Below are 21,515 nucleotides of genomic sequence, written 5' to 3'. Positions count from 1 at the left end.
TCAGTTCCCCGGCTTTTCGCCCTTGCCGCCTTCTGCAATGCTCTTTCTGACCTGGGTAAAGGCTTTCAACCGATCTTCGATCATCCGGTAGATGGAGCCGTCGGTGAATTGTCCGTCGTCTTCCCGCTTGCCCACCGGCAGACCGGTCACCAGTTCGAGCCCCTCATCTATGGTTGCGACGGGATAGATGGCAAATTTCCCTTGTTCGCAGGCCTCGATCACATCCGCGCGCAACATCAGGTGCTGGACATTGGACGCAGGGATCAGCACGGCCTGGCTTCCGGTCAGGCCCCTTGCCTTGCATATGTCGAAAAAGCCTTCGATCTTTTCATTCGCTCCGCCGATCGCCTGGACGTCTCCGTGCTGGTTGACCGAACCGGTAACTGCGAGATCCTGGCGGATCGGCACGTCGGCAAGAGCGGACAGCAACGTGTAGAGTTCGGCAGACGAAGCGCTGTCGCCTTCCACGCCTCCATAGGATTGCTCGAAGACGAGACTTGCCTGCACCGACATGGGGGCATCGAGTGCGAACCGGCCCGCGAGGAAACCGGACAGGATCAGGACGCCCTTGGAATGGATCGGACCTCCCATTTCGACTTCGCGCTCGATATCGACCACCTTGCCTGAGCCGGGCCGCACCCGGCAGGTTATCCGCGTCGGATGACCGAAGGATTCGCCGGCGATCTTCATGACGCTCAGGCCGTTGATCTGGCCGACCCGGCTGCCTTCGGTATCGATCAGGGCGACCTTTTTCAGGACCTGTTCCTGAAGAAGTTCGCGCACTCGCGAGGCCCGGTCGATCCGCTGATCAAGCGCCTTTTGGACGTCATCCCTTGCGATCCCGGTCCGTTCGGCCGCCCGCGCATAGTGATTTGCCTCGACAAGCAGGTCGCGGACCTGATCCGGCGACAGGCCCAATTTCCCGGCATTCTCGATCAGACGGGCCGAATTCTCCACGACCAGTTCCACACCGTGCCGGTCCATGGGCAGAAGCTTCTCGCGCTCCAGGATGGCAGCGACGGCCCGCGCCATCAGCGCTTCGCTTTCCTGTGTGCGTTCCATGCTGTCTTCGAAATCTGCCAGGACCTTGAAATGTTCCTGCAATTCCGGATCGAGAAGCGACAGCAGATAGTAGGTGTAGCGGTCGCCGAAGAGCACCACTTTCAGATCCAGCGGGATCGGCTCCGGCTCCAGCGATATGGTGCTGGTGAGCCCGATCAGCTGATTGATGTCCTCGATCTTGATCGTCCGGCTTCTAAGCGCCCGCTTTAGGGCGGTCCAGCTGAAAGCCTCGGTGAGGAGACCGCGCGCATCCAGAAGCAGATAACCGCCATTGGCCCGATGAAGCGAGCCTGCCTTGATAAGCCTGAAGTTGGTCGCAAGGACCCCCTGGGCGGCAATATGTTCGATCCGCCCGGTCAGATTGCTCAGGGTCGGGTGCAATTCCTCGACGACCGGCGCCCCTTCCTCGTGATCGGCGCGCGTGACCAGCAGGTTGACCTTGTAACGGTCGAACGCATTGCCCAGCGGATAGTTTTCCTCGCCTCCTTGCGACGCTTCCTCATCCCTGAGAATGAAGATCGCGACGTTCTTGACGAGATCTTCACGGACGGCCTCCAGATATTCCACCACCCGCGGCAGGTCCGAATATTCCGCGAGGATTTCGTTGATCTCCGGGTCGACCGCTGCCTGCGTCGTTTCGCTGTTCAGGTGCTTGGTTTCCTCGCGGCGCTGCTTTTCCCATCGCGGAATCTGACGAATGATGTGTTCGAGTTCGGCTTCCAGTTCCTTGATGACGGCCTGGATCTTGTTCCGCTCTTCCTCATCCAGATTGTTGAATTCCTCAGGAGGAACCACCTTTCCCTCCTTGGAGGGGACCAGCGCGAACCCCATGGGCGTGCGCAACAGCGCGATCTGCTTTTCGCTGGCCTTTTTCTGAAGTTCTGCGAAGGCTTCCCCCTGCAGTTTCTGGTACTTTTCGTCGACCGCGCTTCTTTGTGCCTGATATTCGTCGCTTTGAAAGACGACCGGCAGGGCAGCCATCAGATCATCGACCAGGCTTTCCATCGCATCCTTGAACTTTCCGCCCCGGCCTGCTGGAAAGGCGATGGCGGTCGGCTTGTGCGGTTCCTTGAAATTATTGACGTAGATCCAGTCCTGCGGAGTGGGCCGGGTCTGCGCAGACCCTTTCAAAGTCACCGTGACCGCTTCTCTGGCCAGACGCTCCGAAGCGCCGAGGACGAAGAGATTGAAGCCGACATTTTCAATGCCCGTCGCCACATTGATTGCGTCGATCGCCCGGCGTTGACCCATCAGCCCTTTCAGGGGCTCCAGATCCTGCGTGGTCTTGAAATCCAGTGCCGAAAGATCCGCCTTCCGCAGGAGTTGATCGGGCGTAAGCGGTTTTATCGGGCTGGTGGCCGAACCGGCCTGCGGATCGGATTTCTCAGATTTGGAAGCCAAGGCGGTCCCCTGTGGAAACGGTCTTCATATGGATCAAAATGGTTCCGGTTCCCCGGCGCTCCCGGGCAACCGCAAACAATTGTCCGATAAGGACTATCGGCTGAGGCAGGGCGAAGGCCAAGTCCAACTTCGGCCTTCGGCAATGCCTGTTAATGTCAAGCGAAGATCCGGCTCAGGAGGAAACGGAGACGTTCATCGCGTAGGGACCTTTGTCACCAATGCCTTCGCGGAATTTCACCTTCATGTCGACGCGAAGCTTCTTCCAGTCGCCGTTGGTGAGATTGTCCATCTCGAAATAGACCTCGTCGCCGTTTTCTGCCGTGATGAAGCCGTACCCCTCACCTTCGAACAGCCGGTCGATCGTGCCGTGCATGATCTCCGCATGATGCTTGACTTCGAGGCCGCCCATGACCCTTGTGCGTTCACGCAACTGCCGGTCGGCCGCCTCAAATACCCGGTTGATAAGCAGGCTGAGATCGGGGGTCGCCTCACTCCGCCCGAGTTTGTCGGAAACGGTGATGTTCTGGCCGGGCACCTGTACCGTCACCTGGACATGGAACTCCTGTCCGGTTTCGTGTTTTTGAGAAGGGCCGCTCACCACTACATTGCAGCTGATCACGTGATGGTGGAATTTTTCCAGGTCGGCGATCCGGCTCTCGATGTCGTCGCGCACGGCCGGTGTCGGTTCCATGTGGCGGAAAGTGATGTTTGCCGGTGAATCCATTTTCGTTCTCCCGTCCGGCCCGGCTGTTACGCGGTTTTCGGGTTGCCGCCCGGGCCTGTAGTCATTTGACAATTCAAATCTGTTCCCGCTGTGACCGTCCGGCATTGACCGTAATCAAACTTTCGGATGATCAGCCGGCATGGGCGGTCAGATAGTCCAGCATCGCATCAAAGGACCCCATTTCACCGTAATCGGCTTCCGGCATCGGGATACCGAGGCGCTTGGACAGAGCTCCGACCAGGTTCTGGAAGTCCATGGAATCGATGTCGAATTCGTCGCGCAGATCTTCCTGACGGTCGATGTCATCGATTTCGATATCCGGTGCAATCTGGTGCAATTCTGCGCCCAACACGGCTTCAATCTCTTCGCGGGTCATAGCTCCTCCGGTTTTTGCAGATGCTTTTCGATGGCATTCAGGAACCGGGCACCGCTGTGGCCGTCGCTGACGCGGTGGTCGGCGGCAAGGGTCAGGGTGACGACGCGCCTGAGCGCCACATCGCCGGCCTGTTCCCACGGCCGCAGGAAGGGCGTTCCGAATCCCACGATGGCGACCTGGGGCGGATAAATGACTCCGTAGAGCGCCTCCACCCCGCGATCGCCCAGGCTCGAAACCGTAATCGTCGGATCGGAAAGCTCGGCAGCCCGGAACCGCCCTGCCCGCACGCGGGCCACCAGATCGCGCATCTTGTCCATCAGAGTATCGAGATCGAGTGTTTCGGCATTGTGGATTGCCGGAGCAACCAGGCCTCCGCCGCGGATATTGATCGCCATGCCGGCATGAACGGCCTTGGAGGCGTGAAACGTCTCGTCCTCGAAGTGACCGTTGAATTCCGGGAATTTCCGGCACGCCATGGCAACCGCCTTGACGAACAGTGCTCCCAACAAGACGCGCTTTTCCGGCGGCCGATCGGCATTTATCGCGGAAACGAACGCGTCCGCATCGGTCAGATCGACCGTCTGGCTGAGATAATAATGGGGGATCTCCCGCTTGGAATGCGCCATGGCGGCGGCGATTGCCGCGCGCATCCCGGTCAATTGCTCACCGCCTTCACGGGGCGTCTTTTTCGCAGATCGTATCGGGGGCTGTTTCTGCTCCAGCCGCGCCATGACATCGGCGAGAACGATCGAGCCTTCCGGCCCCGATCCCGTGAGCGTCGTCGGATCGATGCCCGAGGTCTGCGCCAACCGTCGCGCCGCCGGCGAGATCTTCAAACGTTCCCCGGCTGCTCCACCTGGTTTTGCGACAGGCGGTTCGGCAACAGGCGCAGCCGCTTTGGTTGTAGCCTGGGCGCTTTCCGCGGAGGGCGTCGGCGTTTCGGCGGCCGGCGCCCCGCCTTTCAGCAGCGCCGCGTCTTCCGGATCGTCCTTGCCCTCTTCCTTGATCACTGCAAGCGGCGTCCCGACCGGGACCTTCTTGCCGAGGTCAGTCAGGTAGCCGGTCAGGATCCCTTCCTGAAAGGATTCGATCTCGATCGCACCTTTCTGGGTTTCGACGACGGCAACGATGTCGCCGCGGTGCACTTCGTCGCCCGGCTTTTTCAACCATTCGACCAGGGTACCCGCATCCATATCGGACCCCAGGGAGGGCATGACGAAGGCGGCCATCGTTCACGCTCCTCCTACGAGTGTCCGAGCGGCAGCAACAATCTTATCGACCTGGGGGATTGCGGCCTGTTCCAGGTGGTGGGCATAGGGGATCGGAACTTCAGCGCTGCAGACACGGGCAAGCGGCGCATCGAGGTCGAAGAAGGCATTCTCTGCGATCTGCATGCCGATTTCGGCAGAGAGGCTTCCGGTTCTCCAGCCCTCGTCGACGATCAACGCGCAATGGGTCTTGTTGACCGAAGCCAGGATCGTTTCCATGTCAAGCGGGCGCAGCGATCTGAGATCGATCACTTCTGCATCTATACCAGCCTTCGCCAGCTCTTCGGCGGCCTCCAGGGTCTTGAACAGGGAGCCGCCATAGGTGACGAGGGTCACGTCGCCCCCTTCCCTGCGCACGGCCGCCTTGTCGATATCGACCGGCCCGGCGTTGGCGGCAAGCTGGCCTTCCATGTTGTAGAGCATGACATTTTCGAAAATCAGCACCGGGTCCGGGTCTTCCAGCGCGGTCCAGAGCATGCCCCGGGCATCCTCCAGGGTTGCCGGCGCCAGAACACGGATCCCGGGAATATGCGCATACCAGCCTTCCAGCGAATGGGAATGCTGGGCGGCAAGCTGTTTGCCGGCCCCGGTCGCCATGCGGATCACCACCGGAACGCCGAACTGGTTGTTGGACATGTGGCGGAAGGTGGCTGCCGTGTTCAGGATCTGGTCGATGGCAAGGAGAGAAAAATTGACCGTCATCACCTCGACGATTGGACGCATGCCGGCAATGGCGGCGCCGATTCCCGCACCCGTAAACCCGGACTCCGACAAGGGCGTGTCGCGGATCCGGTCTGGTCCGAACTCATTGAACAATCCCATGCTAACGGCATAGCAGCCGCCATAGGCACCGACATCCTCGCCCATCAGGAACACCCGGTCGTCACGCTTCAAGGCTTCCGAAATCGCCGCTTTGACCGCTTCCCGATAGGTGGTGGTGATGGTTTCGCCCGAAGGTTCCGGTACGGCCGGCGGCTCCGGCCTCTCCGGCGCCGTGACATATCTGGTCAGGTCCCCGACCGGTTCCAGCGTTCCCGCCTCGGAGAAGGCCACCGCCTCTTCGATTTCCGCCTCGACGTCCGCCTCGATCCGCTCCAGGTCGGCCGCATGCAGCATTCCGGTCTGTTCCAGCCAGGTCTGGAAACGCAGGATTGGCCCCTTGCTGCGCCACTCCTCAACTTCCTGCTTGTCCCGGTAAAGCTGGGCATCGAACATGGAATGGGCCCGGAAACGATAGGTCCGGCATTCCAGGAAAAACGGTTTCCCGGTTTCCCGGATCGTTGCCAGGGCCCGGCGGGCAGCGGCCTCGACAGCAACGATATCCATGCCGTCAACGACTTCGCTTTGGACCGCGTAGCTCGCCGCCTTGGCGTGGATATCCGTCTCCGACTCCGTGCGGGCCAGCGCGGAGCCCATGGCATAGCCGTTGTTCTCGCAGACGAAGAGAACCGGCAGCTGCCAAAGCGAGGCAAGGTTCATGCTTTCATGGAACTCGCCTTCGGCGACCGCACCCTCACCGAAGAAGCAGGCAGTCACCCGATCCTCGTTCCGCATCCTGTCGGCAAGCCCCAGTCCGACGGCGAGCGGCAGGCCGCCGCCGACAATGGCATTGCCGCCGTAGAAATTGGCCTTGGCGCTGAAGAGATGCATGGAGCCGCCCCGGCCGCCGGAACAGCCTTCCGCCTTGCCGTACATCTCGGCCAGAACGTCTTTCATCGGCAGTCCGCGCATCAGGGCATGGCCATGCTCGCGGTACGTTGCGACCAGCCGATCGTTTTCGGTCAGAACCGGGATCACACCGGCTGCGATCGCCTCCTCACCGTCGTAGAGATGCAGGAAGCCCCGGATCTTTTCCCGGGTATAGAGTTCCGCGCATTTATCCTCGAAACGCCGGATGCGGATCATCGCCTTGAGCAGGTCAAGCGCGTGCGCGCGGGTCAGGTGCGGTTTCAGGTCTTTTTTCAGAGCTTGTGCGGGGCCGGAATCAATCATTTTTCATCACTCTCCAGGGTGGAGATATCGCCCTCGGGAAGTCCGAGTTCACGCGCTTTCAAAAGCCTGCGCATGATCTTGCCGCTGCGGGTCTTGGGCAGGTTCGCCCGGAAGGCGATTTCCTTAGGCGCCACGGCCGGACCGAGCCGCTTGCGCGCATGGCCGATCAGGTCCAGGCGCAGATCATCACTTTCCTCGTAACCCGGTTTCAGCGCCACATAGGCCTTGACGATTTCGCCCGCCGTTTCATCCGGAATACCGATCACCCCGACCTCGGCGACGGCCTCATGTTCCATCAGCGCGCTTTCAACCTCGAACGGGCCGATCAGATGGCCGGAACTCTTGATGACGTCATCGGCACGGCCGACAAACCAGAAATACCCCTCCGTGTCGCGCATGGCGAGGTCGCCGGTCAGATACCAGCCACCGACAAAGCATTTGTCGTAGCGGGCCTGCTCATGCAGATAGGCGCGCATCATCGACGGCCAACCAGGCTTCAGCGCCAGTTCGCCGATCACCATCTGATCGTCGACCGCGTTCACCCCGCCGTCCTGCCGGGCGACGATGCCGGCGTCGATCCCGGGCAAGGGCTTGCCCATGGAGCCGGGCTTGACGTCCATGGAAGCGTAATTGGCGATCATGATACCGCCGGTCTCCGTCTGCCACCAGTTATCATGGAACGGCATGCCGAAAACATCGTTGCTCCACACGACGGCTTCCGGGTTGAGCGGCTCACCGACACTTGCCATGAAGCGGATGCGCGAAAGATCACGGGCCCTCGCCATGTCCGCTCCTGCCTTCATCAGCATGCGGATCGCGGTCGGCGCCGTGTACCAGACCGTGACCTTTTCCTCTTCCAGGATCCGGTACCAGCGCTCGGCGTCGAATTCGGCCTGATCGACGATCATGGTGGCGCCGATCGTCAGGGGCGCAATGATGCCGTAGGACGTGCCGGTCACCCAGCCCGGATCGGCGGTGCACCAGAAGGTGTCCTCTGGTCTCAGGTCGAGGGCGATCCGGCCAGTCGTCTTGTGGGCGACGACGGCGCCATGGACATGAACGGCGCCCTTCGGCTTGCCGGTCGTGCCGCTGGTGAAATGCAGGAGTGCCATATCCTCCGGATCCATCGGTTCGACCGGGAAGTCTGGCGATGCGTCCTTCATCAAGGCTGCAAGATTGCGGGTTCCGTCCATGCTGCCGTCGCCATCGATCAGCAGCACTTCCTTCAGTTCCGGCAGGCGATCGCGGATACCGGCGACCTTGCGCCGGTAGAGTGCCTTGGTGGTGACGAGCACCTTGCCGCCGCCGATCTCCATACGCGACTGGATTGGCTCCGGACCGAAGGCGGAAAACATCGGGCAGAACACGCTGCCGGCTTTGAGCGTTCCAAGAGCCGTGACGTAAAGTTCGGGGACGCGGCCGAGCAGCGAATAAACCCGCTCGCCCTTTTCCACGCCGATGCTTCGGAGAACATTGGCGAAACGGGCGGTCTGCCCGATCAGGTCCCGATAACTGAAATCGGTCGGTTCGCCATCCTTGGAAATCCAGCGCAACGCGGTTTTGTCCGCATTGCCATTGGCGATATGCCGGTCGAGGGCTTCATGGGCGATATTGAGCTTGCCGCCGGGCAGACCGTCGAGCTCTGCCTTGGCATCCTCCCAACTGAAGGATGCACGCTCTTTGTCGTAGTCCGGCATATTCGCCTTCGCGGCATACGCCGTATCCTTACGGATAATCTCCCGAGCCATCCTCCCGGCCCTTTCCTGCAGGTTGCAGTTTGTTGTCCGGAAAGCCTAACGGGAGGACACGGCATTTGAAATGACGTGGATCAATGGTTTGCCGGGCCAGCTGTCTGGCCACGTTGCGCCTGCTTCCGGACGAGCCGGCCAAACCGTCTATAACGTGTGGCGGCGGGCGTGACCTTTCAGGCGGGCAAAGCCCATGGAAAGATGGGCTCTACGGATGTGACCGGCGGCTTCCGTATCGCCAAGCCGCACCGCATCGGTGATCGCGGCTATCTCGCCCGCAAAAATGGCGACTTCTTCTGCGAGATCCATCATGGGGATCATTTTCAACCAGATCCGGCAGGTCTGATAAAACAATCGCTCTGAGACTTCCACAAGCGGCTGGTTGTCGGTAAGCCGTACAAAGACATGGAAGAAATCGATGTTCAGTCTGGCGAAGATCTTCATGTCCGGCGCCGAACGCAGCGCTTCCGCGCGTTTTCTGATGTCCTCGAACAGCGCCAGGGTTGTCTCGTCGGGATGTTTCGGCGAGAGCCGTCCGACCAGTTCGTTGAGCTCCATCCGCAACTGATAGACCTGGGTCAATTCATCGAGATCGACATCGGTCACGATCGTTCCGACCCCCTGGACCGACTGCAGAAGGCCGTCTGCTTCCAGGATCTTGAGCGCCTTGCGAAGAGGGCTGCGGCTCACTCCGAACTCGGCGGCAAGCGCCTCTTCGCTGAGCCGCGTTCCCGGCGGATAGTCCGATACGCTGATCCGGTCGCGGAGCGTGTCATACATGATCTCGAACCGTTCCTGGGCACTGCCGGCCTCTTCGAGCGCAGCGACCAGTTCATCGGACGGTTTCATGACCGCTGCTCCAGGGTTGCCGACAAACCGGCCAACATATCGAGGCAGGACTGCATCTGGCTGATGCTGACATATTCATCCGGCTGGTGGGCCTGGGCGATCGATCCCGGTCCGCAGACAACGACCGACATGCCAAGCGACTGGAACAGGCCCGCTTCGGTTCCGAACGCCACCACGTCGCACAGGTCCGACCCGGTCAATCGGCAGACAATATCCCGTGCCTCGTTGTCCGACATGACCTCAAGTCCGGCAACTTCCCCAATGATTTCGGTAACAATGCGCGCATCTTCGGAGACCGCCTGCATCTCGGGCAGGAGCTGCGTCCGGCAATACTCTTCAAGCGCGTCCTTGATCATCGTGGCATCGGCCTGGCGGACCGGGCGCATCTCCCATTCCACCGAACAGTTTCGTGCAATCACGTTGCGCGCCTTGCCGCCCTCGATCCGGCCGACCTGGACGGTCGTCCAGGGCGGCTGGTAGCGCTCGTTGGAGAATTTGGCGCCTGCCTTCACCGTCTCACCCAGTTCCATGAGCCGCGTCATGAAACGTACCGCATAATGGATGGCGTTGACGCCCCGGTCGGGATCCGAACCGTGCCCGTCCGTGCCGTGGAAGCAGGTGGTGTATTCGTAACAGCCCTTGTGACCCTCGATCACCCGCATCATGGTCGGTTCGCCGATGATGGCAACCGCGGGGCGGATATCCTGGGCTTTCAGTTCCTCGACCAGATGCCGGGCGCCGAAGCAGCCGGTTTCCTCGTCATAGGTCAGGGCCACATGCAGGGGACGCTGAAGGTTCAATTCGGCATAGGCCGGCGCCATGGCCAGCACCGCGGCGATGAAGCCCTTCATGTCGCAGGTGCCCCTGCCGAAAAGCAGGTCGCCATCCTGGCGGAGCCGGAAGGGATCGGATGTCCAGTCCTCCGCATCCGCCGGTACCACGTCGGAATGGCCCGACAGAACGATGCCATCGGGCGCATCCGGACCGAGCGTGGCAAAAAGATTGGCCTTCTTGCCGGTGTCGTCGCGCGAGACCGTCGTGCGGAACCCGTGGTGTTCCAACAGTTCCGACGCATAGACGATCAGTTCCAGATTGCTGTCGGTGGACACCGTCGGAAAAGCGATCAGCCGGTCCAGAATCCCGATCGTGTCGTTCATGAGGCTCATGACACGCGCCCCGTCAGTCTTTCACGTAGAGCTTGCGAGGCTTGGAACAGAAACACTCCGCCGGGCCTTTCTCTTTGATCAGAATGCTTTCGGTGATCTCAAGCCCCCAGTCGTCCATCCAGAGGCCGGGCATGAAATGGAAGGTCATTCCGGGCTCCAGGATCGTTTCGTCCTCATCGCGGATCGAAATCGTGCGTTCGCCCCAATCCGGCGGATAGGACAGGCCGATCGGATATCCCGCCCGGGAGCCGCGTTCGATTCCGGCCGCCTCCAGCGGCTTTGCCAGGGCTCTGGCGATATCGCCCGCCCTGTTGCCGGCGACGGCGGCCTCCAGGCCGGCTTCCAGCCCTTCCACAAGGGCAGCTTCGGCCTCCTTCATGAATTGCGGCGGCTTGCCGAGGAAGACAGTTCGGCAGAGCGGCGCATGATAGCGGCGGTGACACCCGGAAATCTCGAAGAAGGTGGCCTCGCCTTTCTCAAGCAGCCGACCGTCCCAGGTCAGATGCGGGGCAGCGGCATCGGCGCCGCTCGGCAACAGCGGCACGATCGCCGGATAATCGCCCCAGGCGTCATCCAGGCCCCGGACGGCGTCTGCATAGATTTCGGCAACGACATCGACCTTGCGCACGCCCGGTTCGACCCGTGCGACAATACCGTCGATGATCTTTTCCGAAATACGCGCAGCCTTGCGCATATGGACGATTTCCTCGTCAGATTTCACCGTGCGCTGCCAGTTCACAAGCGCCGTCGCATCGACGAAAGTGGCATTTGGAAGTTCTTCGTTGAGCGTCAGGAAAGCCTTTGCAGTGAAATAGTAGTTTTCCAGCTCGACCCCGATCCGTTTGCCGCCGTAGCCCTTGTCGCGAAGAATGGCGGCAAGGGTTTCCATGGGGTGTAGCCGGCTCGACTGGATGTATTTGTCGGCATATTTGGCGACCCGATCCGGCGCCATCCAGACGGTTCGAAGCGCACCATTGGCGTCCTGGCTGCGCCCCCACCAGATCGGATCCTCGTCATGAAACACGAGAACACCCTGGTGGACGTAGAACGACCAGCCGTCGTAGCCCGTGACCCAGGCCATGTTTGACGGATCCTCGATGAAAAGAACGTCGATATCCCGGCGCGCCATTTCCTTGCGGACCTTGGCAATACGACGGTCATATTCGGCGGAACTGAACGGCAAATCATTCGCTGGCATGGTCACGCGTCTCCACTACACCGCTATTGTGCACAACAGTTTCCCTAAAACACAAATCATGCAAGTTTTTTTCGCAGGATTGCGTTGACCGGCGTCATTTTTATGCGATGTTGTACACAACAAGAAAGACGCCCTTGCCCGATGACCGCTCCCGATAGAGGAACCCCGACGCATGTCCCTGTCGCTGGCCGACGTATTCGCCGCACAAAAGACGATTGCCGGTGAGGTCGTCCGTACGCCGCTCATCCCCTCCCCCTTCCTGTCGGAGAGAGCCGGCGTACCCTTTCTTCTCAAGATGGAAACCATGCAGCCGACCGGCGCCTTCAAGCTCCGGGGCGCGACCAATGCCATCTTGAGCGCGCCGGCGGGGACGAAGGCGGTCACCTGTTGCTCGACCGGGAACCATGGACGCGGGGTCGCCTATGCCGCGCGGCAACAGGGCATCCGGGCGACCATCTGCATGTCGTCCCTCGTTCCGAAAAACAAGGTCGACCGGATCCGGGCGCTCGGCGCCGAGGTCAGGATCGTCGGCACGAGCCAGGACGATGCCATGGCCGAGTGCCTGCGCCTTTGCGAAACGGATGGCTTCGTCGACATCTCGCCCTTCGATGACAGGCATGTCATCAGCGGCCAGGGCACCGTCGGACTGGAGATGCTCCAGGACCGGCCGGACCTGGACATGCTGCTTGTTCCCCTGTCGGGCGGCGGACTTGCCGGAGGCGTGGCCCTTGCCGCCAAGGCGATCAATCCGGACATCCGGGTGATCGGCATTTCCATGGACCGCGGTGCAGCCATGGATGCGTCGATCAAGGCGGGACGCCCCGTCGAGGTGACCGAAGTTGCAAGTCTCGCCGATTCGCTGGGCGGCGGTATCGGCCTGAATAACCGGCTCTCCTTCAGCCTGTGCAGGACCCTGCTCGACGATATTGTTCTGGTGAGCGAAGAAGAGATCTACCGGGCCTTGCAAACGCTCTATTTTGAGGACAGCCACGTTGCCGAAGGAGCCAGTGTCGTCGGCATCGCCGCGCTTCTGGCGGACAAGCTGCCGAAACCGAAGGGCCCGACCGCCACGATCGTGACCGGGCGCAATGTGGACATGGCCCAGTTTACCGACGCGATCAGCGGCCGCCCGGTCAAACTCGGCGACACACTCGTACAGGGCAAAGCCTATGACGCATGACATGAAAATTCTGACCGAAACCGAATTGCGCCGGGTGGTCCATCTGGACCCGGCGGCGGTCGATTGCGTCGAAAAGGCCTTCGGCCTGCTTGCGACCGGCAAGGTCGTGATGCCGCCGGTGCTGTCCATGGCGCTCAAGGACGCCAACGCGGAAGTCGATGTGAAAACCGCCTATGTGCCCGGTTTCGACGGGTTTGCGATCAAGGTCAGCCCGGGTTTCTTCAACAACCCGTCGATCGGTCTGCCGAGCCTCAACGGTCTGATGATCCTGTTTTCGGCAAAGACCGGGCTCGTGGAAGCCGTGTTCCTCGACAACGGCTACCTCACCGACGTTCGAACCGCTGCAGCCGGCGCCGTGGCTGCGCGACACCTTGCACCGAAGACGATCAGGACCGCCGGTGTCATGGGCACGGGCGTGCAGGCGCGGCTGCAACTGCAGGCCGCCCACCTTGTGCGGCCGTTTGAAAGGGCCCTTGTCTGGGGCCGCAACATGGAAAAGGCGAAAGTCACCGCCACGGATCTCGCCAAAAGCCTCGGCATTCCGGTTGAAGCGGTTGAAGATCCGTCACGGCTCGTCGCCCAAAGCCAGCTGGTGGTGACAACGACCCCGGCAAAGGAGCCGGTCCTGTCGGCCGATTGGCTGCATCCGGGCCTTCACATTACCGCCATGGGATCGGATCAGGACGACAAGAATGAAATCGATCCGGACGTGCTCAAACAGGCAGATCTCGTGGTTTGCGACCGGATCTCCCAATGCGAGCTGCTCGGTGAACTCAGAAGCGCGCTCGCAGCCGGCGCTATTCAGGACCGCAACTCGATAATAGAGCTTGGCGACGTCGTCAGTCGCAGCCATGATGGCCGCCAGAAGGATGACGACATCACTTTCTGCGATCTTACCGGCACAGGCGTTCAGGATACCGCCATCGCGACCTTTGCCCGGCATCGCCTGGAAAAGACGGATATCGGCACCACAATTTCGGTTTGATCCGATACTTAAGGTCAAGACCCGATGCTGAAATTGGACGACCGGGATCTGCAAATCCTGAAGGTGCTGGCAAATGAAGCCCGCATTTCAAAGGCGGACCTTGCCAAGAAAATCAATCTCAGTCCGAGTCCCTGCTGGAAACGGCTCGAGAGGCTTGAAAAGGCCGGCATCATCGAGGGGTATCACGCCCGGATCTCCCTGAAGCAGATCGCACCCCACGTCACGGTTTTCGTTACCATGGAACTGGAACATCACCGGGCGGAATATTTCCAGCGGTTCGAACAGGCAATTCGCGATCGCGACGAGGTAACCGCGTGCTGGGCAATCGGCGGCGGTCTCGACTACCTTCTTCAGATCGTCACACGCGATATCGATACCTACCAGCGGCTGATTGACGACCTTCTCGACCAGGGTCTCGGCGTGGTGCGTTATTTCACCTATGTCATGACAAAGGCTGTGAAAACCGGGACGTCTCTCCCTCTCGATCAGCTGGTGCCGGCGTTTTCGGATGAAGCGGCCGAAGGGTAGCCCGAGAAACGGAATGATCCTCGGTAACAAGGCCCCTATTCAGTCAAATCATCTGCAAAGCCCCCTAATTTCGATCAAATCGTCTTCGCCCGTCCCTGTAGGCTTTGTTTCAAGTCAGCCAGGGATGAGAGCACCGTGCAAACCATTGAAGATGCACCTCTTTGCAAATCGCTTTTTGCCCAGATCAGCAACCGCCATCTGATCCGGCGGTTCGGCTATGTGGACGGCCGGTGGCTGGATTCCGATACCCGGTCCGAATTTGCCGTAACCGACCCTGCCGACGGCTCCTGGCTTGGCGATGTGGCAAAACTCTCCGCCGGACAAAGCGCCGACGCGGTGGCATGTGCCGACCGGGCCTTTGAGCCCTGGGCGTCCCTTTTGCCCCAGGAACGCGCCGCCTATCTGATGAAGTGGCACGATCTGATCCTGGAAAACCGGGAAGACCTTGCCGTCATCATGACCCGGGAACAGGGAAAGCCGCTTTCCGAATCCCGTGGCGAGATCGACTACGCCGCGTCTTTTGTTTCCTTCTATGCGGAAGAAGCCAAGCGCCCGAACATCGAAGGCGTCACCTCTCACCTGCCGGATGCGGAAATGGAAGTGTGGCGCGAGCCGGTCGGGGTTGCGGCTCTGGTCACACCTTGGAATTTCCCGTCCGCCATGATCACCCGCAAGGCCGCCGCGGCGCTTGCGGCCGGCTGCACCGTCCTGGTCCACCCTTCGGCAGAAACCCCGTTTTCCGCGCTTGCGCTTGCCGAACTGGCCGATCAGGCGGGCATGCCGGCCGGCGTTTTCAACGTCCTGACCGGTACGGCGTCGGAAATCGTCCCGCCGTGGACCGACGATCCGCGGGTGCGGGCGCTGTCTTTCACCGGCTCCACCGAAGTCGGCCGCCTGCTCTACCGCAACAGCGCGGACACCATCAAACGCCTGGTCCTGGAACTCGGCGGCCATGCCCCGATGCTGGTCTTTGCCGATGCGGACATTGACAAGGCCGTCGAACAGGCCGTTTCCGCCAAGTTCGCCACCTCCGGCCAGGACTGCCTCGCGGCCAACCGGATCTTTGTCGAGCGGCCCGTCTATGACGCCTTTTGTGACGCTTTTGCAGAACGCACCGCCGCACTGACGACGGGCCCCGGGATGATCGACAGCGATATTGGTCCCATGATCAACGAACGTGCTGTCGAAAAGCAGGAAGCGCATGTTCAAGATGCGCTCGCCCTCGGGGCGAAACTTCTGACCGGCGGCAAACGTCACGCCGTCGGATCCCTGTTCTTCGAACCGACGGTGCTTGCGGACGTTCCCGCCAACGCCCTGATCATGCGGGAAGAAACCTTCGGCCCGGTCGCCGCGGTCGCCGCATTCGATAGTGAAGAAGAGGCCCTGCGGATTGCGAACGAAACCGAATACGGGCTGATCGCCTATCTCCACACGAAGGATCCGCGCCGGATCTACCGGGCGAGCCGCAGACTTGCCTATGGCATGGTCGCGGTCAACCGGACCAAGGTGACCGGCGCGCCGATCCCGTTCGGCGGCATGAAACAGTCCGGCATCGGGCGTGAAGGCGCCCGCTTCGGCATGGAAGCCTTCATGGACGTGAAATACGTCTGCCGCGACTGGGCGTGAACCGGAACCAAACCTGCAAACAGACGTTGATCATAGGAAAGGAAGACCGATGTTGAAGAATGACAGGCTCGATGAATGGGACAGGTCGAGTTTTTTCCATCCTTCAACGCATCTCGCCCAGCATGCGCGCGGCGAGAGCCCGAACCGGATCGTCACCGGCGGCTCCGGCGTCTTCATCGAAGACCGGGACGGAAACCGGCTGCTTGACGCGTTTGCCGGCCTCTACTGCGTGAATGTCGGATACGGCCGGACGGAAATTGCCGATGCGATCGCCGAACAGGCGCGGGAACTTGCCTATTACCACGCCTATGTCGGTCACGGCACGGAAGCCTCCATTACCCTGGCCAAGATGATCATGGACCGGGCACCGAAACATATGTCCAAGGTCTATTTCGGCCTGGGCGGGTCCGATGCCAACGAAACCAACATCAAACTGGTCTGGTACTACAACAACATTATCGGCCGTCCTGAGAAGAAGAAGATCATCTCCCGCTGGCGCGGCTATCACGGCTCAGGCCTCATGACCGGTTCGCTGACCGGACTGGAACTGTTTCACAAGAAGTTCGACCTGCCGCTTTCCACGGTCCTGCATACGGTTGCCCCGGACTATTTCCGGCGCGATGACCTGTCCATGTCGGAGAGCGACTTCGTTGCCTATTGCGCGGCCGAACTGGAAGCCCTGATCGAGCGCGAAGGGGCCGACACGATCGGCGCCTTCATCGGAGAACCGGTTCTTGGAACCGGCGGCATCACACCGCCGCCGGCCGGCTACTGGGAAGCAATTCAGGCGATCCTCAAAAAACACGACATCCTGCTGATCGCCGATGAAGTGGTGACCGGATTCGGGCGTCTCGGCAGCATGTTCGGGTCCGATCACTACGGCATGGAGCCGGACATCATCACCATCGCCAAGGGCCTGACGTCGGCTTACGCGCCGCTTTCCGGCTCCATCGTCTCCGACAAGGTCTGGACCGTCCTGGAAAAAGGCACGGACGAATTCGGTCCGATCGGGCATGGCTGGACCTATTCGGCCCACCCCATCGGTGCGGCGGCCGGCGTTGCGAACCTGGAACTGATCGACAAGCTCGGGCTGGTCAAAAATGCGGCCAAGGCCGGCGCCTATTTCAAGGCTGCACTCACCGACGCCTTCAAGGACCACGCTCATGTCGGCGACATCCGCGGCGAAGGCCTGATGTGCGCGCTCGAATTCGTCGAGGACCGAGCCGGAAGGACCTATTTCGACCCGGCCAAAAAGGTCGGCCCGCAAATTTCCGCCGCGCTGCTGGCGGAAGGCGTGATCGGCCGGGCGATGCCGCAGGGCGACATTCTGGGATTTGCTCCGCCGCTCTGCATCACGGAGAGCGAACTCGACCGGGTGGTCGACGCGACCAGGCAGGCCGTTTCGGCGGTCCTGAAATAACGACGGGTGAACGGGCCGGGCCGATCGGTTCGGCCTGCCCCGCGTGACGGGAAGTACATATCGAAAGGCGCCGGCTGATCCTATGATCAGCCTCCTTCCGGAATGCAATTTCAAGTCGGAAGCCGGCCTCGCGGCTCCGGCCTTTTTGCGTTGAACAAAATTTTCCGCAAAAATATCCTCGAGCTAAATTTTGAAGCAACGAAGTGCAAAAATTACTCATTTTTTTCCTCCAAACCCCTTCCCTTATCGCACAGATTTTGTTTTTCTTTCGGAGACTTAACCGAGCGGCATCAACAGATACCCATCAAGGGTGCGGATGCCGAAAGGTTTCGACGACAAAAGAATTAAAAGTCAGAACTTGGGGACAGCATGGCGGATAACCGGGGCGCGGCAGTACGCTACGAAAACGTCCAGAAGAGCTACGACGGGGAAACTCTGGTCGTTAAGAATCTTAATCTGGACATTCCACCGGGCGAGTTTCTCACGATGCTCGGGCCTTCGGGATCAGGCAAGACGACCTGTCTGATGATGCTGGCAGGATTTGAGCCGGCGACGCACGGCGAAATTTTCCTGAACGACCGGCCGATCAACAACGTTCCGCCGCACAAGCGCGGGATCGGCATGGTCTTCCAGAACTATGCCCTCTTCCCGCATATGAGCGTTGCCGAAAACCTGGCGTTCCCGTTGCAGGTTCGCAAGATGGGCAAGGCGGAGCAGCAGGAAAAGGTCAAGCGGGCGCTTGAGATGGTGGAACTCGGTGATTTCGGGAACCGGCGCCCGGCCCAATTGTCCGGCGGTCAGCAGCAGCGCGTGGCGGTTGCCCGCGCCCTGGTCTTCGATCCGGAACTCGTCCTCATGGACGAACCGCTCGGCGCTCTCGACAAGCAGCTGCGCGAGCAGATGCAATACGAGATCAAGCACATTCACGAGAACCTCGGCGTTACGGTCGTCTACGTCACCCATGACCAGACCGAGGCGCTGACCATGTCCGACCGGGTTGCCGTCTTCAACGACGGCATCATTCAGCAGCTGTCGACACCGGATTCGCTCTACGAGGATCCGCAAAACTCGTTCGTGGCCCAGTTCATCGGCGAGAACAACAAGCTGGACGGCAAGGTGGTCGAGGTCAACGGCAGCCAGTGCCTGGTGGAACTCGGCGACGGCACCCGGCTGAAGGCCGACAAGGTCAATGTCAGCGGCGTGGGCGACAAGACAACCCTGTCACTGCGCCCGGAACGCGTCGAGTTCGATCCGAGCGACCAGATGGACAATCTGGTCAAGGGCCGGATCGAGGAACTTATCTATCTCGGTGACCACATCCGCGTGCGCATGAATGTCGCCGGGAATGACGAATTCGTCGTCAAGGTGCGGAACCGGGGCGAAAAGCGCAAGCTCGAAACCGGAGACATTGTCCCGATCGGCTGGTCGCTCAACGACTGCAAGGCGCTCGACGCCGTTGCATAAGATCACTGGCGGCGCACTCCAGGTGCCTGCCCGGGTGAGAAGACGGGAGAACCCCGTTCATAACCAGAAAGAGGGAGCTATATCTATGAAGCTCAAAACAGCAATTCTTGCAGGGTCTGCACTGGCCCTGTTCAGCACCGCCGCGTTGGCAAAAGACATGACCGTCGTGTCCTGGGGTGGTGCATATCAGGCGTCCCAGAAAGCCGCCTACACCGATCCTTATGTGAAGATGCATCCGGACATCAACGTGATCTGGGACGAATCTTCTGCCGAGGCCGTGGCCAAGCTGCGCGCCATGAACGAAGCGGGCAACATCACCTGGGACCTCGTTGACGTCGTGGCATCCGACGCCATCCGTCTTTGCGACGAAGGCCTCGCCATGCCGATCGATCCCGACAAGGACCTCGCAGCGGCTCCGGACGGTACGCCCGCTTCGGAAGACTTCGGCGACCTTCTGGTTTCTGAATGCTTTATTCCGCAGATTGTCTATTCCACGACCTTCGGCTACCGCACGGACGTTGCCGAATGGAACGGCAAGACACCGGATGACATCTGCGACGTCTTCGATCTGAAGACCTTCCCCGGCAAGCGGTCTCTTGAAAAGCGCCCGATCAACAACATGGAATGGGCCCTTCTTTGCGACGGCGTTCCGAAGGACGAAGTCTACAACGTTCTGGAAACAGAAGAAGGCCAGGCCCGCGCCTTTGCGAAGCTCGACACCATCAAGGACCAGGTTGTGTGGTGGTCTGCCGGTGCTGAAACGCCGCAGCTTCTCGCCGACAAGGAAGTCGTGATCGGCTCGACCTACAACGGCCGCCTGTTCTCGCTGATCGAAGAGCAGAAGCAGCCGGTCGCCATGCTCTGGGACGCCCAGGTGTTCGACCTTGACGGCTGGATCATTCCGACCGGCCTGCCGGAAGACCGTCTTGCCATGGTCAAGGACTTCGTGAAGTTCGCGACCGACACGCAGCGTCTCGCTGACCAGGCCAAGTACATTTCCTACGGCCCGGCACGCAAGTCGTCCGCTCCGCTGGTCGGCAAGCACGCAACCCTCGGCATCGACATGGCTCCGCACATGCCGACCGACCCGGCAAACGCCAAGAACACCTTCCTCTATAACTACGAGTGGTGGGCTGATTACCGGGACGACATCGACGCCAAGTTCCAGGCTTGGCTGGCTAAATAAGCCGCTCCCTGACGCAGGACGGGGCCGAATGAGGCCCCGTCCACCCATCTGACTGATAAACCGGGACCGGTAGTCCAATGAGCGAAGCCAGCGATACAGTTCTGACGACACAGGACGGACGTCCTTTGAAGGCGAGCCTTCGAAAGGCCCTGCGCCGAGAGAAGTTGAGGGCGTTCCTGTTGATCGCGCCGCTGCTGCTATTCGTCATTGTCACCTTCGTGTTGCCTATTGCGGACATGCTGCTTCGCTCCGTCGAAAACAGCATCGTTGAAGAAACGCTGCCCAAAACGGTTCAGGCACTGGCGAGCTGGGACCCGACATCCGGGAAATTGCCCGACGAAGCCGTCTTTGCGGCGCTGGCCGCAGACCTTAAGGTCGCCGTGAAGGAAAAAACCCACACCCGGCTCGGTTCACGGCTGAACTACGAACAAACCGGCATGTCCAGCCTGTTCCGCAAGACCGGCCGCCACGTCAAGAAGATGAAGGAAGGGCCCTACAAGGAGCAGTTCCTGGAGGTCGACAAGGACTGGGGCGATCTTGATGTCTGGCAAACGCTGAAACGGTTCTCGCCGCCCTATACCGCCGGCTACTACCTTGCGGCCGTCGATGCGCAACAGACGCCGGACGGCATCCAGATGAAGCCGGAGGATCAGCGGGTCTACCTGCTCCTGTTCGGCCGAACCCTGTTCCTGTCGATCGTGATTACGGTTTCCTGCCTCGTGCTGGGATATCCGATCGCATTCATTCTTGCAGCCTTGCCGCTCAGAACGTCCAACCTGCTGATGATCCTCGTTCTCCTGCCGTTCTGGACATCCCTGCTGGTGAGAACGTCCGCCTGGAAGGTCCTGCTGCAGCAACAAGGCGTTATCAACGATTTCCTCGTCTGGATCGGCGTCGTGTCCAATACAGACCGGCTGGTTATGATCAACAACCAGACCGGGACGATCATCGCCATGACCCACATCCTGCTGCCGTTCATGATCCTGCCGCTCTACTCGGTGATGAAGACGATCTCTCCGTCCTATGTGCGCGCCGCTAAGAGCCTCGGCGCGACCGACTGGACCGCCTTCTGGCGGGTCTATTTCCCGCAATCTGTTCCCGGGATCGGCGCCGGTGCCGTGCTCGTGTTCATTCTGGCGATCGGTTACTACATCACGCCGGAACTCGTCGGCGGCACCAGCGGTATCTTCATCTCCAACCGGATCGCATACCATATTTCCAGCTCGCTGAACTGGGGGCTTGGGGCTGCGCTCGGAACGATGCTGCTCGCTGCGGTTCTTATCCTGTTCATCGTCTACGACAAGATCGTGGGCATCGATAACGTGAAGCTCGGTTAGGAGGC

17 protein-coding genes are annotated in these 21,515 nt (G+C 60.4%); 8 read left to right on the top strand and 9 right to left on the bottom strand.

The window, feature by feature from the left end; translation table 11 throughout:
• From HK439_RS05165 to HK439_RS05125, 9 genes are all read right to left on the bottom strand, one after another.
• Window positions 1–2,463, bottom strand: a complete 2,463-nt coding sequence (locus tag HK439_RS05165) for a Lon protease family protein (protein ID WP_190290320.1) — start codon at window positions 2,461–2,463, stop codon at window positions 1–3.
• Window positions 2,464–2,635: 172 nt separating this feature from the next.
• Window positions 2,636–3,187, bottom strand: a complete 552-nt coding sequence (locus HK439_RS05160) for an HPF/RaiA family ribosome-associated protein (protein WP_190290319.1) — start codon at window positions 3,185–3,187, stop codon at window positions 2,636–2,638.
• 130 nt (window positions 3,188–3,317) lie between these two features.
• Window positions 3,318–3,563 carry an acyl carrier protein gene (locus tag HK439_RS05155; RefSeq protein ID WP_190290318.1) on the bottom strand — a complete coding sequence of 82 codons (246 nt, stop codon included), beginning with the start codon at window positions 3,561–3,563 and terminating at the stop codon, window positions 3,318–3,320.
• Entirely contained in the window at window positions 3,560–4,792 is a 1,233-nt protein-coding gene (locus tag HK439_RS05150) for a dihydrolipoamide acetyltransferase family protein (RefSeq protein WP_190290317.1), read from the bottom strand. Before HK439_RS05150 ends, HK439_RS05155 begins: the two co-directional genes overlap by 4 nt.
• 3 nt (window positions 4,793–4,795) lie before the next feature.
• A complete protein-coding gene (pdhA, locus tag HK439_RS26795) occupies window positions 4,796–6,823 on the bottom strand; it encodes a pyruvate dehydrogenase (acetyl-transferring) E1 component subunit alpha (RefSeq protein WP_190290316.1) in 2,028 nt (675 codons plus the stop codon).
• Window positions 6,820–8,571, bottom strand: coding sequence for an acetate--CoA ligase (acsA, locus tag HK439_RS05140; protein WP_190290315.1), 1,752 nt, complete (start codon window positions 8,569–8,571; stop codon window positions 6,820–6,822). The genes pdhA and acsA overlap by 4 nt, the downstream gene beginning before the upstream one ends.
• Window positions 8,572–8,718: 147 nt before the next feature.
• Window positions 8,719–9,420, bottom strand: a complete 702-nt coding sequence (locus HK439_RS05135) for a GntR family transcriptional regulator (RefSeq protein ID WP_190290314.1) — start codon at window positions 9,418–9,420, stop codon at window positions 8,719–8,721.
• Window positions 9,417–10,586, bottom strand: coding sequence for an acetylornithine deacetylase (argE, locus tag HK439_RS05130; RefSeq protein WP_190290313.1), 1,170 nt, complete (start codon window positions 10,584–10,586; stop codon window positions 9,417–9,419). The genes HK439_RS05135 and argE overlap by 4 nt, the downstream gene beginning before the upstream one ends.
• Before the next feature lie 13 nt (window positions 10,587–10,599).
• Entirely contained in the window at window positions 10,600–11,784 is a 1,185-nt protein-coding gene (locus HK439_RS05125) for a M24 family metallopeptidase (protein ID WP_190290312.1), read from the bottom strand.
• A gap of 172 nt (window positions 11,785–11,956) precedes the next feature.
• On the opposite strand from HK439_RS05125, the gene eutB reads away from it, so the two are divergent.
• From eutB to HK439_RS05085, 8 genes are all read left to right on the top strand, one after another.
• Window positions 11,957–12,964, top strand: coding sequence for a hydroxyectoine utilization dehydratase EutB (gene eutB / locus HK439_RS05120; RefSeq protein WP_190290311.1), 1,008 nt, complete (start codon window positions 11,957–11,959; stop codon window positions 12,962–12,964).
• Window positions 12,954–13,949, top strand: coding sequence for a cyclodeaminase (locus HK439_RS05115; protein WP_190290310.1), 996 nt, complete (start codon window positions 12,954–12,956; stop codon window positions 13,947–13,949). Before eutB ends, HK439_RS05115 begins: the two co-directional genes overlap by 11 nt.
• Before the next feature lie 24 nt (window positions 13,950–13,973).
• Window positions 13,974–14,477: an Lrp/AsnC family transcriptional regulator gene (locus HK439_RS05110; RefSeq protein WP_190290309.1), complete on the top strand. Its 504-nt coding sequence runs from the start codon at window positions 13,974–13,976 to the stop codon at window positions 14,475–14,477.
• A gap of 144 nt (window positions 14,478–14,621) precedes the next feature.
• Window positions 14,622–16,103, top strand: coding sequence for an NAD-dependent succinate-semialdehyde dehydrogenase (locus tag HK439_RS05105; RefSeq protein ID WP_419247576.1), 1,482 nt, complete (start codon window positions 14,622–14,624; stop codon window positions 16,101–16,103).
• A gap of 49 nt (window positions 16,104–16,152) precedes the next feature.
• On the top strand, window positions 16,153–17,523 hold the full coding sequence (locus HK439_RS05100; protein ID WP_190290308.1) for an aspartate aminotransferase family protein: 1,371 nt from the start codon (window positions 16,153–16,155) through the stop codon (window positions 17,521–17,523).
• Window positions 17,524–17,892: 369 nt separating this feature from the next.
• Window positions 17,893–18,987 (top strand): ABC transporter ATP-binding protein, encoded by a 1,095-nt coding sequence (locus HK439_RS05095; protein WP_190290307.1) that lies wholly within the window; start codon window positions 17,893–17,895, stop codon window positions 18,985–18,987.
• A gap of 85 nt (window positions 18,988–19,072) precedes the next feature.
• On the top strand, window positions 19,073–20,173 hold the full coding sequence (locus HK439_RS05090; protein ID WP_190290306.1) for an extracellular solute-binding protein: 1,101 nt from the start codon (window positions 19,073–19,075) through the stop codon (window positions 20,171–20,173).
• A 77-nt stretch (window positions 20,174–20,250) separates the two neighbouring features.
• Window positions 20,251–21,510 (top strand): ABC transporter permease, encoded by a 1,260-nt coding sequence (locus HK439_RS05085; protein ID WP_190290305.1) that lies wholly within the window; start codon window positions 20,251–20,253, stop codon window positions 21,508–21,510.
• Window positions 21,511–21,515: the final 5 nt, after the last annotated feature.

It is taken from the genome of Roseibium aggregatum (assembly GCF_014692675.1).
Lineage (GTDB): Bacteria > Pseudomonadota > Alphaproteobacteria > Rhizobiales > Stappiaceae > Roseibium > Roseibium aggregatum_C.
The sequence above is the reverse complement of the archived record's forward strand: the minus strand, read 5'-3'. Positions and strand labels throughout refer to the sequence as shown.

Coding starts and splice junctions, on each gene's coding strand:
- HK439_RS05160 (WP_190290319.1), bottom strand. CDS start 3,187: ATGGATTCACCGGCAAACATCACTTTCCGCCACATGGAACCGACACCG.
- HK439_RS05155 (WP_190290318.1), bottom strand. CDS start 3,563: ATGACCCGCGAAGAGATTGAAGCCGTGTTGGGCGCAGAATTGCACCAG.
- HK439_RS05150 (WP_190290317.1), bottom strand. CDS start 4,792: ATGGCCGCCTTCGTCATGCCCTCCCTGGGGTCCGATATGGATGCGGGT.
- pdhA (WP_190290316.1), bottom strand. CDS start 6,823: ATGATTGATTCCGGCCCCGCACAAGCTCTGAAAAAAGACCTGAAACCG.
- acsA (WP_190290315.1), bottom strand. CDS start 8,571: ATGGCTCGGGAGATTATCCGTAAGGATACGGCGTATGCCGCGAAGGCG.
- HK439_RS05135 (WP_190290314.1), bottom strand. CDS start 9,420: ATGAAACCGTCCGATGAACTGGTCGCTGCGCTCGAAGAGGCCGGCAGT.
- argE (WP_190290313.1), bottom strand. CDS start 10,586: ATGAGCCTCATGAACGACACGATCGGGATTCTGGACCGGCTGATCGCT.
- HK439_RS05125 (WP_190290312.1), bottom strand. CDS start 11,784: ATGCCAGCGAATGATTTGCCGTTCAGTTCCGCCGAATATGACCGTCGT.
- eutB (WP_190290311.1), top strand. CDS start 11,957: ATGTCCCTGTCGCTGGCCGACGTATTCGCCGCACAAAAGACGATTGCC.
- HK439_RS05115 (WP_190290310.1), top strand. CDS start 12,954: ATGACGCATGACATGAAAATTCTGACCGAAACCGAATTGCGCCGGGTG.
- HK439_RS05110 (WP_190290309.1), top strand. CDS start 13,974: ATGCTGAAATTGGACGACCGGGATCTGCAAATCCTGAAGGTGCTGGCA.
- HK439_RS05100 (WP_190290308.1), top strand. CDS start 16,153: ATGTTGAAGAATGACAGGCTCGATGAATGGGACAGGTCGAGTTTTTTC.
- HK439_RS05095 (WP_190290307.1), top strand. CDS start 17,893: ATGGCGGATAACCGGGGCGCGGCAGTACGCTACGAAAACGTCCAGAAG.
- HK439_RS05090 (WP_190290306.1), top strand. CDS start 19,073: ATGAAGCTCAAAACAGCAATTCTTGCAGGGTCTGCACTGGCCCTGTTC.
- HK439_RS05085 (WP_190290305.1), top strand. CDS start 20,251: ATGAGCGAAGCCAGCGATACAGTTCTGACGACACAGGACGGACGTCCT.